At 70.1% G+C, this 12658-nt stretch carries 13 protein-coding genes; 9 read left to right on the top strand and 4 right to left on the bottom strand.

Translation table 11 applies throughout. From position 1 onward, the window contains the following. The first annotated feature begins 21 nt into the window (after positions 1-21). Genes LG388_RS22870 through moaD form a run of 5 tightly spaced genes read left to right on the top strand, consistent with a single transcriptional unit; the run spans position 22 to position 4854 of the window. Positions 22-1356: a homoserine dehydrogenase gene (locus LG388_RS22870; protein WP_225784855.1), complete on the top strand. Its 1335-nt coding sequence runs from the start codon at positions 22-24 to the stop codon at positions 1354-1356. Beyond that, complete coding sequence (gene thrC / locus LG388_RS22865; protein WP_225784854.1) at positions 1356-2771, top strand: threonine synthase; 1416 nt, start codon at positions 1356-1358, stop codon at positions 2769-2771. The genes LG388_RS22870 and thrC overlap by 1 nt, the downstream gene beginning before the upstream one ends. Positions 2772-2790: 19 nt before the next feature. Then, positions 2791-3336 carry a molybdopterin-guanine dinucleotide biosynthesis protein B gene (gene mobB / locus LG388_RS22860; RefSeq protein ID WP_225784853.1) on the top strand — a complete coding sequence of 182 codons (546 nt, stop codon included), beginning with the start codon at positions 2791-2793 and terminating at the stop codon, positions 3334-3336. Beyond that, complete coding sequence (gene glp, locus LG388_RS22855) at positions 3329-4606, top strand: gephyrin-like molybdotransferase Glp (protein ID WP_225784852.1); 1278 nt, start codon at positions 3329-3331, stop codon at positions 4604-4606. The genes mobB and glp overlap by 8 nt, the downstream gene beginning before the upstream one ends. After that, positions 4603-4854, top strand: coding sequence for a molybdopterin converting factor subunit 1 (gene moaD, locus LG388_RS22850; RefSeq protein ID WP_225784851.1), 252 nt, complete (start codon positions 4603-4605; stop codon positions 4852-4854). The genes glp and moaD overlap by 4 nt, the downstream gene beginning before the upstream one ends. 45 nt (positions 4855-4899) lie before the next feature. On the opposite strand, the gene LG388_RS22845 is transcribed toward moaD, so the two are convergent. Continuing rightward, the gene (locus tag LG388_RS22845) at positions 4900-5805 is read right to left on the bottom strand and encodes a 4-hydroxy-tetrahydrodipicolinate synthase (protein ID WP_225784850.1); all 906 of its coding nucleotides are present in this window, start codon (positions 5803-5805) and stop codon (positions 4900-4902) included. Between the two features lie 307 nt (positions 5806-6112). Between LG388_RS22845 and LG388_RS22840 the strand changes: the two genes are divergently transcribed. Together LG388_RS22840 and LG388_RS22835 are read left to right on the top strand one after the other, a co-directional pair. Next, positions 6113-6616: a molybdenum cofactor biosynthesis protein MoaE gene (locus tag LG388_RS22840; RefSeq protein ID WP_225784849.1), complete on the top strand. Its 504-nt coding sequence runs from the start codon at positions 6113-6115 to the stop codon at positions 6614-6616. 287 nt (positions 6617-6903) lie between these two features. Then, entirely contained in the window at positions 6904-7866 is a 963-nt protein-coding gene (locus LG388_RS22835) for an IS110 family transposase (RefSeq protein WP_225784848.1), read from the top strand. Positions 7867-7882: 16 nt separating this feature from the next. On the opposite strand, the gene ilvD is transcribed toward LG388_RS22835, so the two are convergent. Beyond that, entirely contained in the window at positions 7883-9574 is a 1692-nt protein-coding gene (gene ilvD, locus LG388_RS22830; protein ID WP_225784847.1) for a dihydroxy-acid dehydratase, read from the bottom strand. A 108-nt stretch (positions 9575-9682) separates the two neighbouring features. On the opposite strand from ilvD, the gene LG388_RS22825 reads away from it, so the two are divergent. Together LG388_RS22825 and LG388_RS22820 are read left to right on the top strand one after the other, a co-directional pair. Further along, on the top strand, positions 9683-10645 hold the full coding sequence (locus LG388_RS22825; protein ID WP_225784846.1) for a LysR family transcriptional regulator: 963 nt from the start codon (positions 9683-9685) through the stop codon (positions 10643-10645). Between the two features lie 44 nt (positions 10646-10689). Then, complete coding sequence (locus tag LG388_RS22820; RefSeq protein WP_225784845.1) at positions 10690-11049, top strand: hypothetical protein; 360 nt, start codon at positions 10690-10692, stop codon at positions 11047-11049. Between the two features lie 33 nt (positions 11050-11082). Here the strand turns inward: LG388_RS22820 and bfr are convergent, their stop codons facing one another. Beyond that, positions 11083-11550 carry a bacterioferritin gene (gene bfr, locus LG388_RS22815; RefSeq protein ID WP_225784844.1) on the bottom strand — a complete coding sequence of 156 codons (468 nt, stop codon included), beginning with the start codon at positions 11548-11550 and terminating at the stop codon, positions 11083-11085. A 139-nt stretch (positions 11551-11689) separates the two neighbouring features. Then, positions 11690-12637 carry a LysR family transcriptional regulator gene (locus tag LG388_RS22810; RefSeq protein ID WP_225784843.1) on the bottom strand — a complete coding sequence of 316 codons (948 nt, stop codon included), beginning with the start codon at positions 12635-12637 and terminating at the stop codon, positions 11690-11692. Between the last annotated feature and the right edge of the window lie 21 nt (positions 12638-12658).

The raw sequence follows: 12658 nt of genomic DNA, 5'->3' as shown, positions 1-12658 counted from the left end.
GAGTGCGATATGAGTGAATCCATGAAACCCCTCCAGGTCGGCCTTCTGGGCATCGGCACCGTCGGCAGCGGCACCTTCCAGGTGCTCCAGCGCAACCAGGAAGAGATCCGCCGCCGTGCGGGTCGCGGGATCGAGATCACCATGGTGGCCGACCTCGACGTGGCGCGCGCCAAGTCCGTGGTGGGCGAGGGCGTGAAGGTGGTGGGGGATGCGCGTGAAGTCATCGCCAATCCCGACATCGACATCGTCATCGAACTGATCGGCGGCTACGGCATCGCCAAGGCGCTGGTGCTCGAGGCCATCGCGGCCGGCAAGCACGTGGTCACCGCCAACAAGGCGCTGCTGGCCGTGCACGGCACCGAGATCTTCGCCGCAGCCCATGCCAAGGGCGTGATGGTGGCCTTCGAGGCCGCGGTGGCCGGCGGCATCCCGATCATCAAGGCGCTGCGCGAGGGCCTCACGGCCAACAGCATCCAGTGGATCGCCGGCATCATCAACGGCACCACGAACTTCATCCTGTCGGAGATGCGCGACAAGGGCCTGGACTTCGACACCGTGCTCAAGGAAGCGCAACGCCTGGGCTACGCCGAAGCGGACCCGACCTTCGACATCGAAGGCGTGGACGCCGCCCACAAGGCCACACTGATGAGCGCCATCGCCTTCGGCATCCCCGTGCAGTTCGACAAGGCGCACGTGGAAGGCATCACGAAACTCGCCGCACAGGACATCAAGTACGCCGAGCAGCTGGGCTACCGCATCAAGCTGCTGGGCATCACCAAGCGCAGCGCCAAGGGCATCGAGCTGCGCGTGCATCCGGCGCTGGTGCCCTCCAAGCGGCTGCTGGCCAACGTGGAAGGCGCGATGAACGCGGTGGTGGTGAACGGCGATGCCGTGGGCACCACGCTGTACTACGGCAAGGGCGCGGGCAGCGAGCCCACCGCCAGCGCCGTGATCGCCGACCTGGTCGACATCACGCGCCTGCACACGGCCGACGCGGCGCACCGCGTGCCGCACCTGGCCTTCCACCCGGACGCCATCCTGGCCAACACGGGCGACCTGCCCATCGTGCCCATGAGCGAGGTGGTGACCAGCTACTACCTGCGCCTGCGCGTGGCCGACGAAGCCGGCGTGCTGGCCCGTGTCACCACCTTGCTGGCCGAGGCCGGCATCAGCATCGACGCCGTGCTACAGCGCGAAGCCGACGAGGTGGGCGGCGAAGGTTCGACCCAGACCGACCTGATCATCCTCACGCACGACACGCGCGAAGGCACGCTGGACGAGGTGCTGGCGCGCGTGCAGAGCCTGCCCAGCGTGCTGGCGCCGATCGTGCGCCTGCGCAAGGAAGAGTTGTCCTGATGCGATACATCTCCACCCGCGGCGACCAGACGCCGCGCCGCTTCTGCGAAATCCTGCTCGAAGGTCTGGCGCCCGACGGCGGGCTGTACTTGCCCGAGCGCTACCCGCAGGTCGATGCCGCCACGCTCGCGCAATGGCGCGAGCTGCCGTACCACGAGCTGGCCTTCCAGATCCTGTCGCTCTACATCGACGACATCCCGGCCGAGGACCTGCGCGCCCTGTGCGCCAAGACGTACACGGCCGAGGTCTTCGGCGACGCCGACATCACGCCCCTGCGCGAACTGGAGGACGGCCTGTACCTCCAGGGCCTGTCCAACGGCCCCACGCTGGCCTTCAAGGACATGGCCATGCAGCTGCTGGGCAACCTGTTCGAGTACGAACTGGGCCGCCGCGGCGAAGAGCTGAACATCCTGGGCGCGACCAGCGGCGACACCGGCAGCGCGGCCGAGTACGCCATGCGCGGCAAGAAGGGCGTGCGCGTCTTCATGACCTCGCCCGACGGCCGCATGAGCCCTTTCCAGCAGGCGCAGATGTTCAGCCTGCAGGACGCCAACATCCACAACCTCGCCATCGCTGGCGTGTTCGACGACTGCCAGGACATCGTCAAGGCCGTGAGCAACGACCTGGCCTTCAAGCGCCGGTACCGCATCGGCACAGTGAACTCGATCAACTGGGCGCGCCTGCTGGCGCAGGTCGTCTACTACTTCAAGGGCTGGTTCCTGGCCACCGGCCCGCAGGGCGGTGAGGTGAGCTTCACCGTGCCCAGTGGCAACTTCGGCAACGTCTGCGCGGGCCACGTGGCGCGCATGATGGGCCTGCCCATTCGCAAGCTGGTGGTGGCGACCAACGAGAACGACGTGCTCGACGAGTTCTTCCGCACGGGCGTGTACCGCGTGCGCGGCAGCGCCGACACGCACGAGACCTCCAGCCCGTCCATGGACATCAGCAAGGCCAGCAATTTCGAGCGCTTCGTGTTCGACCTGCTGGGCCGCGATGGCAGCCGCACGCGTTCGCTGTTCCACGACCAGATCGCGAGCACGGGCCAGTTCGACCTGAGCGCCGATCCGGTGTTCGCCGACGCGGCCGGCAAGTTCGGCTTCGCCAGCGGCCGCAGCACGCATGCCGATCGCCTGGCCACGATCCGCGACACCGACAGGCGCTTTGCCGTGCTCATCGACACGCACACGGCCGACGGCCTGAAGGTGGCGCGCGAGCAGGTGGAGCCCGGGGTGCCCATGGTGGTGCTCGAAACCGCGTTGCCCATCAAGTTCGCCGCCACCATCGTCGAAGCCCTGGGCCGCGAGCCCGAGCGGCCCGCCAAGTTCGAGGGCATCGAAGCCCTGCCCAAGCGCGTGGTGAAGCTGCCGGCCGACGCCGAGCGCGTCAAGCAGTACATCGCCGAACACTGCGCTTGAGCACGACGGGGCGCGCGGCATGAAGGTGGTGGCCTTCGCGGGCTATTCCGGGGCGGGCAAGACCACCCTGGTGGAAAAGCTGATCCCGCTGCTGCGCGCGCGCGGCCTGCGGGTGTCGGTGATCAAGCATGCGCACCACCGCTTCGACGTCGACCAGCCCGGCAAGGACAGCTGGCGCCATCGCGAGGCCGGCGCCTTCGAGGTGCTGGTCGCTTCCGACCGGCGCTTGGCGCTGATGCGCGAGTACGAGCAGGTGGCCGAGCCGCAGGTGCATGCGCTGATCCGCGAGATGCATCCGGCCACTGACTGGGTGCTGGTCGAGGGCTTCAAGCACGCCGACCTGCCCAAGGTCGAGGTGCTGGGTCCGGCGGCCGCCGGGCAGGAGCCCCGGCCCGTGCTGTATCCCGACGACCCTTTCGTCTGCGCCCTGGCCGTCGACCGGCCGGATCGCCTGCCCGTGCCCACCCTGCGCCCGGTCTTCCAGCGCGACGATGCGCCGGGCCTGGCGCAGTGGCTCGTCGAGCAGTCCGACCGCTTTGCCTATGAGGAGAGCCCGCATGGCTGAACCCGCCGCCGGCGCGCCCGCGCGCCCCGCCTTGCGTTCGCTGGACGATGCACTCGCGCAGCTGCTGTCGCATGCGGCTGCGCTGCCGACCGAACGCATCGGCACTTTCGACGCCGACGGCCGTGTGCTGGCCGAAGACCTGGTGGCCGCACTGACCGTGCCGCCGGCCGACAACAGCGCCATGGACGGCTATGCCGTGCGCGCGGCCGATTGCGCCGCCGCCGGGGCCGTGCTGCGCGTGACGCAGCGCATCGCCGCCGGCAGCGTGGGCGCGCCGCTGCAGCCCGGCGAGGCCGCCCGCATCTTCACCGGCGCGCCCATTCCGCCGGGCGCCGATGCGGTGGTGATGCAGGAAGACACGCAGCTGCTCGAGGCCCCGGCCGGCTCGGACGTGCCGCAGGTGCGCGTGCAGCTGCCGCCGTCCGCCGGCCAGTGGATCCGCCGCGCCGGCGAAGACGTGAGCGCGGGCCGCACCGTGCTCTCGCGCGGCCTGCGCCTGACGCCGCAGGCGCTGGGGCTGGCCGCCAGCATCGGCGCCGACCGGCTGCAGGTGTCGCGCCGCCCGCGCGTGGCGCTGCTGTCCACCGGCGACGAGCTCGTGATGCCCGGCGACGTGCCGCCCGAGGCCATGAAGCCGGGCGCCATCTACAACTCCAACCGCTTCTTCCTGCGCGCGCTGCTGCAGCGCCTGGGCTGCGAGGTGCAGGACCTCGGCATCGTGCCCGACCGCCTGGACGCCACGCTGGAGGTGCTGCGCGCCGCCGCGGCCCGCAACGACCTGATCCTGAGCACGGGCGGCGTGTCGGTCGGCGAAGAAGACCACATCAAGCCGGCCGTGCAGGCGCTGGGCGAGCTGCAGCTGTGGTCGGTGGCCCTCAAGCCCGGCAAGCCTTTCGCCTTCGGCGCCATTGCGCGCGAGGCGGGCGGGGTGTGCCACGTGTGCGGCCTGCCGGGCAACCCGGTGTCCAGCTTCGTCACCTTCGTGATGCTGGTGCGTCCCTTCCTGCTCGCGCTGCAGGGCTGCACGGCACTGCAGCCGCCGCGGCTGGCCATGCGGGCCGACTTCGACTGGCCGCGCGCCGACCGGCGGCGCGAATTCCTTCGCGCGCGGCTCAACGCGGCCGGCGGCCTGGAGCTGTTCGCCAACCAGAGCTCGGGCGTGCTGACTTCCACCGTGTGGGCCGATGGCCTGGTCGACCTGCCGGCGGGGCAGACCGTGCGGCGCGGCGATACGGTGTCCTTCGTCCCGCTGTCGGCGCTGCTCGCATGAAGCTGAACCTGCGCTATTTCGCCGCCGTGCGCGAGGCCCTGGGCCGCGCCGAGGAGACGCTCGAATCGCAGGCCGCCACGCTGGGCGCACTGCGCGACGAACTCATCGCGCGAGGCGAACCCTATGCCACGGCGCTGGCCCGCGGCCGCGCCGTGCGCATGGCGCTGGATCAGGTGATGCGCACCGAAGACGCGGCGCTGCGCGACGGCGCCGAAGTCGCCTTCTTCCCGCCCGTCACGGGCGGTTGAGCGGCTCGCGTGCGCTGCCGCTGACCGGCTGCGGCGCGCCGGGGCTCAGGCGCCGCCCGCGGTGGTCGCCAGTGCCCGCAACCTTTCCAGCAGGGGCGCCGGGGCGCGCGTCATCGGCGCACGCAAGATGTTCTGCAACTCGCCCTGGTCGGCCAGCAGGGCCTTGATGCAGGCCGGGTTGGGATGGGCGAACAGCGCTTCGATCAGCCCCGGCAGCGGGCGCCAGCGCTCGCGCGCCGCATCGAGCTTGCCGGCGCGCAGCAGGGCGATCACCTCGGCGAAGCGCGCCGTCTGGATGTGGGCGCTGGCCGAGATCGCGCCCACGCCGCCCTCGGCCACGGTGCCGAAGATCTGCAAGTCTTCGCCGGCCAGCACCTGCAATTCGCCGTCCTGCAGCAGCGCACGCAGCTTGGCCGCATCGCCGCTGCAGTCCTTCAGGGCCTGGATGCGCGGATGGCGCGCCAGCGCCCGCAGCGTCTCCAGCGCCAGGGTGGCCCCCGTGCGGTACGGAATGTCGTAGAGGACCACCGGCTGCGCACTCGCGTCGGCGATGCGCGTGAACCAGGTGTGCAGGCCATCCTGGGCCGGGCGGACGTAGGAGGGCGCGGGCACCAGCACGCTGTGCAGGCCCTGGGTGTTGAGGCGCTCCAGGCGCTTCAGCACATGGCCCAGGTGCTCGCCGCCCAGGCCCATGATGAGCGGCAGCTGCGGCACGGCCTCGCGCACGCTGGCGAGCACCGCGAGCTGCTCGGCTTCGTCGAGGGCAGCCGCCTCGCCGGTGGAGCCGCAGACCACCAGACCCGCCACGCCCTGGCCCGCGAGCCGCCGCGCCAGCGCGGCCAGCGACGCGAAGTCGACCGCATCGCCATCGAAGGGCGTGACCAGCGGAACCCAGAGGCCCGAGAAATCGGAGAGCGCGCACGGCGGCGTGATGGCGTGGGCAGAAGACATGGAACTTTCCTTTGCAAAAAACACGGACGAAGGGACACGACCGAGGAAGAACCGCCGGTGGACGTGCGCATCGCGTGGCAGGGAAGGATCCGGACCTGGAAAGGTGCCTGCGGGCTCCGTCGCTCATCCGACGACGGAACCGCAGCTCCGGTCAGACGAGCTGGGGTTTCTGGGCTTTGGCCGCGGCCGGGCGCACGGCGGCCCGGACTTCGGGACGAGTCCGGATGCGTGAGCGGGCGGGAATCACGGCCATGGCGGCGAGTGTAAGGCCGGCGGACGGCGCCGCTGGCGCTGCCACAATCCGGCGATGAGCCATGCTTTTGCTGCCCCGCGCGTGCGCGTCCAGACCGAGGATTTCGACCTGTCGGCCGAGGTGGCCGCCTTGCGGGCCGGCGACCCGCGCGTGGGCGCCGTGTGCAGCTTCGTCGGCACGGTGCGAGACCGCCACGTGGCGCAGGGTGGCGCGGCGGGCAGCGTGCGCACGATGGAGCTGGAGCACTACCCCGGCATGACCGAAAAGGCCATCGAGGCCATGATCGACGAGGCGCATGCGCGCTTCGACATCCTGGCCGCGCGCGTGGTGCACCGCGTGGGCCGGCTGCAGCCGCTGGACCAGATCATGATGGTGGCCGTGAGCTCGGCGCACCGCGGCGAGTCCTTCCAGGCCTGCGAATTCCTGATGGATTACCTCAAGACGCAGGCGCCGTTCTGGAAGAAGGAGGACACGGCCGAGGGCGCGCGCTGGGTCGATGCGCGCGTGGCCGACGACGCGGCGCTCGCGCGCTGGGGCATCGCGTCGAACAACGCCTGACGCGCTGCCGCCGCCCGCCCGAGCGCGTGGCACGGCGGCGCGCGGCGGTCCAGGGCCCGCGGCGGCGCCGCCGGGCGTGCGGCTTGTATCTTTAAACCAGACCAGCGCGGTAGAGTCTGACCGCCGTTGAGGCGGCCAGACCGGCCCGTGCAGTTTGGTAGCGGCTGGGGTGATCGAGCCCGTTTCTGAGTACAGAACGCACGGCCGCCGCGCTGGTCTCCGTCAAGCCCGAACGGTTACGCGCGCCTTCGATGAGTGCGCATGCACAAGCAAGGGTTCTGGAGATCATGTCTGTTTTGTCAGTGACGGTGGGCATCGACGTGGCCAAGGCGCACGTGGATGTCTGTGTGCTGGGTGCCAAGAGCGAAGCCCAGCGGTTGAACAACGATGCCGAAGGCCATTCGGCGCTGGCGGCGATGCTGCTGCCTGTGGGCGTGGGCCTGGTGGTGATGGAGGCCACCGGCGGTTACGAGGCGGCGCTGGCCTGTGCGCTGCAGGCAGCGGGCCTGCCCGTGGCCGTGGTCAATGCGCGCCAGGCACGCGAGTTTGCCAAGTCCATGGGCCGTCTGGCCAAGACCGATGCGGTGGACGCGCGCATGCTGGCCGAACTGGCGGCGGTGCTGGTACGCCGTGAGGACCTGGAGCGTTTCCTGCGCCCGCTGGCCGACGAGCGCCAGCAGTGGCTGGCAGCCCTGGTCACGCGCAGGCGTCAGCTGTTGACCATGATGCATTCGGAGCGCCAGCGGCTGCAGATCACACCCAAGAAGCTGCACGTCAGCATCGATGCGATCGTGGCGGCAATCAAAGCACAGCTCGACGAGATCGAGGCGCAGATGCTCACCCACGTGCGCGAGCACTTCGCAGAGCTGGACAGCTTGTTGCAGTCCACGGCGGGGATCGGCCCGGTGGCCAGTGCGACGCTGATTGCCGAACTGCCAGAGCTGGGCAAGCTGAATCGACGCGAGATCGCTGCGCTGGTGGGCGTGGCGCCCATGGCCAACGACTCGGGCAGCAGCAAGGGGCGAAGGCGCGTGCAGGGCGGACGCTTTGAGGTCCGGCGCGTGCTGTACATGGCCACGCTGACAGCCACACGCTACAACCCGGCCATCAAGACCTTCTACGAGCGATTGAAGGCCGCGGGCAAGCTGCCCAAGGTCGCCCTGGTCGCCTGCATGCGCAAGCTGTTGACCACGCTCAACGCCATGGCCCGAACCGGCAAACATTGGGATAAATCGCTTCACGGCGCTTGACTTCAAAGACGGTTACTCAGAACTTGTCGAGCACCGCGCCCGAGCTGGCGCTGGAGGCGTTGAAGGCGAACTTGGCCAGCACGCCGCGCTTGTAGCGGGCATCGGGCGGCGTCCAGCCTTCCTTGCGCTTGGCGATCTCGGCCTCGGGCACGTTCAGCTCCAGCTTGAGCTGGTGCGCATCGATGGTGATGGAGTCGCCTTCGTTCACGAAAGCGATCAGGCCGCCCACGGCCGCCTCGGGCGCCACGTGGCCCACCACCATGCCCCAGGTGCCGCCCGAGAAGCGGCCGTCGGTGATCAGGCCCACCGACTCGCCCAGGCCCGCGCCGATCAGCGCGCCCGTGGGTGCCAGCATCTCGGGCATGCCGGGGCCGCCCTTGGGGCCCAGGTAGCGCAGCACCATCACGTCGCCGGGCTTGATCTTGCCGTCCAGAATGGCCTGCAGGGCCGACTGCTCGTCGTCGAACACGCGCGCCGGCCCGGTGATGACGGGGTTCTTCAGCCCCGTGATCTTGGCCACCGAACCTTCGGGCGACAGGTTGCCCTTGAGGATGGCCAGGTGGCCTTCGGCGTACAGGGGGGTGTTGATCGGGCGGATCACGTCCTGATCGGCGCGCAGCGGCGGCACGTCGGCCAGCGTCTCGGCGATGGTCTTGCCCGTGATGGTCATGCAGTCGCCGTGCAGCAGGCCGGCATCCAGCAGCACCTTCATCACGGCCGGAATGCCGCCGGCCTTGTGCAGGTCCACGGCCAGGTACTTGCCGCTGGGCTTCAAGTCGCAGATCACCGGCGTGCGCTTGCGGATGCGCTCGAAGTCGTCAATCGTCCATTCCACGCCGGCCGCATGCGCGATCGACAGGAAGTGCAGCACCGCGTTGGTCGAGCCGCCCGTGGCCATGATCACCGCCACCGCGTTCTCGATCGCCTTCTTGGTCACGATGTCGCGCGGCTTCAGGTCCTTCTTGATGGCCTCGATCAGCACCTTGGCCGATTCCTTGGCCGAGTTCTGCTTCTCGTCGTGCGGGTTGGCCATGGTGGAGGAATAGGGCAGGCTCATGCCCAGCGCCTCGAAGGCCGAGCTCATGGTGTTGGCCGTGTACATGCCGCCGCAGGAGCCGGTGCCGGGGATGGCGTGCTGCTCGATCTCCTTGAGGTCGGCGTCGCTGAGCTTGCCGGCCGCGTTCTGGCCCACCGCCTCGAACACGCTGACGATGTTCAGGTCCTGGCCGCGCCACTTGCCGGGCAGGATGGTGCCGCCGTAGACGTAGATGGCCGGCACGTTGGCGCGCAGCATGCCCATCATGCCGCCGGGCATGTTCTTGTCGCAGCCGCCGACCACCACCACGCCGTCCATCCACTGGCCGCCCACGCAGGTCTCGATGCAGTCGCTGATCACTTCGCGGCTGACCAGCGAGTACTTCATGCCCTCGGTGCCCATGGCCATGCCGTCGGAGATGGTGGGCGTGCCGAAGACCTGCGCATTGCCGCCCGCTTCCTCGATGCCGGCGATGGCCGCATCGGCCAGCTTCTGCAGGCCGCTGTTGCAGGGCGTGATGGTGCTGTGGCCGTTGGCCACGCCGACCATGGGCTTCTTGAAGTCGCCCTCCTGGTAGCCCATGGCGTAGAACATCGAGCGGTTCGATGCGCGCGCCTTGCCTTCGGTGATGTTCGCGCTGCGGCGGTTGATCTTCAGTTCCTTGGTGTCCATGCTCGTTCTCGGCGCCCCGGTGGGCTGTCAGTCGTGGAGCACGCATTGTCGGCGCGGCCTGTGATTGATGCCAATACGAAATGTCGGGTGGATTGATATGCTTGGCGAATGATTGACGAACCCCGCCCGGGCGGCGCCGCCTGGGTCGAGCTGCGCGTGTGGCGGCAGTTCCTGGCCGTGGCCGAGGAGCTGCACTTCGGCCGCGCGGCGCAGCGCCTGCACCTGACGCAGCCGCCGGTCACGCAGGCCATCGCGCAGCTGGAGCAGACGCTGGGCGTGCGCCTGTTCGACCGCACCCGCCGCCGCGTCGCGCTCACCCCCGCCGGCGAGGCGCTGCTGCCCGAGGTGCGCGAGCTGTTGGCACGCGCCCAGGCGCTGCCGGCGCGTGCGCGCGCGGCCGCCGCCGGCGAAGTGGGCCGGGTGCGCCTGGCCTTCGTCTCCACCGTGGGCTTCGAGCGCCTGCCCACCTGGGTGCGGGACTTCCACGCCCAGAGCCCGAGTGTGTCGCTGGAGCTGGTGGAGGCCACGGGCGACGTGCAGCTCGAAGCCTTCGCGCGCGGCGAGATCGACACCGGCCTGATGCTGCATTCGCCGGGCCAGGCGCCCGTGGGCCTGTCGCGGCTGGCCGTGAGCGAGGAGCCGCTGGTGCTGGCCCTGCCCGCCAGGCACCCGCTGGCGCGCACGCCGCGCGTGCCGCTGGCGCAGGTGCTGGAGCAGCCTTTGGTGATGTTCCCGCGCCGCATCCTGCCCTCGCTGCACGATGCGGTGCTGGCGCTGTATCGCGCGCAGGGCGTGGCCCCGCGCATCGTGCAGGAGGCGATCCAGATGCAGACCATCGTCAACCTGGTCTGGGGCGGCCTGGGCCTGGCCTGGGTGCCGGCCAGCGTCATGCAGTTCCGGCGCCAGGGCGTGGTCTACCGCCAGGCCGAGGCCTTCGAGCCGCTGGGCCGCCGCCGCGTCACGCTGCCGGCCTGCGAGACCAGCCTGGTCTGGCCCGAGGGCGAAAACGGCGAAGTGCCGCCGGCCCTGGGGCGCTTCATCGACTTCGTGCGCGCGCAGGTCGGCGGCTGAGCGCGCACGGGCCGCTCGCGCCCCACGACGATCTCGCCACTGAAATGCCTGCGCGCTTCGGCCACCCAGGTGCCATGCGGCACCGGCTCGTCGCCCGGCAGCAGGTGCGACAGCACCAGCGTGCGCCGGCCGGCCTGCGCCGCGATGCGGCCCGCGTCCTCGGCGCTCGTGTGGCCCTGGCGCAGGAAGCGCCGCAACTGCGGCGGCACGTAGCTGCGCTTGGCCAGCATGGCGTCGATGCCGGGCTCGCGGGCCTGCTGCCCGGCAGCCGCATCGCGGAGCAGGCCGGCTATGAGTCGCCGCGCGTCTTTGCGCGTGCCTGCGCGAGCGCCGCAGCGCGCTTGCCGCGTGGGACCGTGCGCAGCAGTCCGGGACGCTGGAGGACTGACGGCCGCGGCTCGTGAGGCAGGGAGGCGGCAGGGCGGGCACCGCGGGCTTCAGCCCGCCTGCGTCTGCAGGTAGTTCTCCAGGCTCACCTTGTCGATCAGGCCGAGCTGCTTTTCCAGCCAGTAGGCGTGGTCTTCCTCGGTGTCGCGCAACTGCGCCAGCAGGATGTCGCGGCTCACGTAATCGCCGTGGCTTTCGCACAGGTGCATGCCGTCCTGCAGGGCGGCGCGCACCTCGTACTCGGTGGCCAGGTCCTTGTGCAGCATCTCGGGCACCGTCAGGCCCGGCGTGAAGGGCTTGGGCGCCATGTCGGGCACGCCGCCCAGCATCAGGATGCGCCGCAGCAGCGCGTCGGCATGCTGGGTCTCTTCCTGCATCTCGTGGTCCAGGCGCGCGTACAGCCGCGTGAAACCCTGGTCCTCATAAATGCGCGAATGCACGAAGTACTGGTCGCGCGCGGCCAGTTCGCCGCGCAGCAGGTCCTTGAGGCAGTCGACGACGCTGGGATGGCCTTGCATGTTCTGAGGAGGGGATCGAAGGAAGAGGCGGCGAGTGTCGCCGCCTGCGGCTGCGCGCGCATGGCCGCGCTGTGCAAGACCCCGCACCGGCGCTCTGCATGCGCATGCCTCTGCAGGCACGGATGCGGCGCGTTCGCATTCACAGGGGCACGGACACGCCCACCGCCGGCGAGGGCGGGCGCTGCGCGAGGTGCGGCGCCAGCAGGTGGTGCAGCCAGTCGGCAAAGAGCTGCACGCGCCGCGCCAGGTGCCGGCGATGCGGATAGACCAGGTGCACCGGCATCGCGGGTGCGCAGGCATGCGGCATCACCTGCACCAGTTCGCCGGCGGCCAGGTGCTCGCGCACGTCGAAGGCCGGAATCTGGATGAGGCCCAGCCCGGCCAGGGCGCAGGCGATGTAGGTCTCGACGTTGTTCGCCGCCGCGCGGCCCGGCAGGGAGATGCTGTGGACCTTGTCGCGCGCCACCCACTCCCAGGGCGCGTGGCGCGTGCTGCCGGGCGGAATGTAGTGGACCTCTTCGTGGCCGCCGCTGCGCAGTTCCTGCGGCGACTGCGGCGTGCCGTGCCGCGCCAGATAGGCCGGGCTCGCGCAGTTGATCAGCTCGAACTGGCCCAGCGGCCGGGCCACCAGGCTGCTGTCGGGCAGCGTGCCCACGCGCAAGGCGCAGTCCACGCCTTCCTGCAGCAGGTCGACCCGGCGGTCGTTGGAGCCCAGTTCCAGCTCGAGCGCGGGATGCGCTGCGAAGAAATGGGGCAGGGCAGGCGCGATGAAGCGGCGTGCCAGCCGGCTGGGCACGTCCACGCGCAGCTTGCCGGCTGTGCTGGCATGGGGCGTGCGGAACTGCTGCTCCAGCTCGTCCATGCCAGCCACCAGCGTGTCGGCGCGCTTGAGCAGGGCCTCGCCGTCGGGCGTGAGCCGTACGCGGCGCGTGGTTCGGTGCAGCAGTTGTACACCCACCCGGGCCTCGAGCTGCTGCAGGGCCAGCGAGACGCTGGTGCGCGGAATCCCCAACTGCACGCTGGCCTGCGTGAAGCTGCCGCAATGGGCGATCCGCAGAAAGATCCGCAGATGGTCGATGCGATCCATGGAGAAACTGATTAGTCGAAA

This window comes from Xenophilus sp. Marseille-Q4582, assembly GCF_916700565.1.
Taxonomy (GTDB): domain Bacteria; phylum Pseudomonadota; class Gammaproteobacteria; order Burkholderiales; family Burkholderiaceae_C; genus Xenophilus.
Note: the sequence above shows the minus strand (reverse complement) of the source record. Positions and strands in the feature narration are given on the sequence as shown.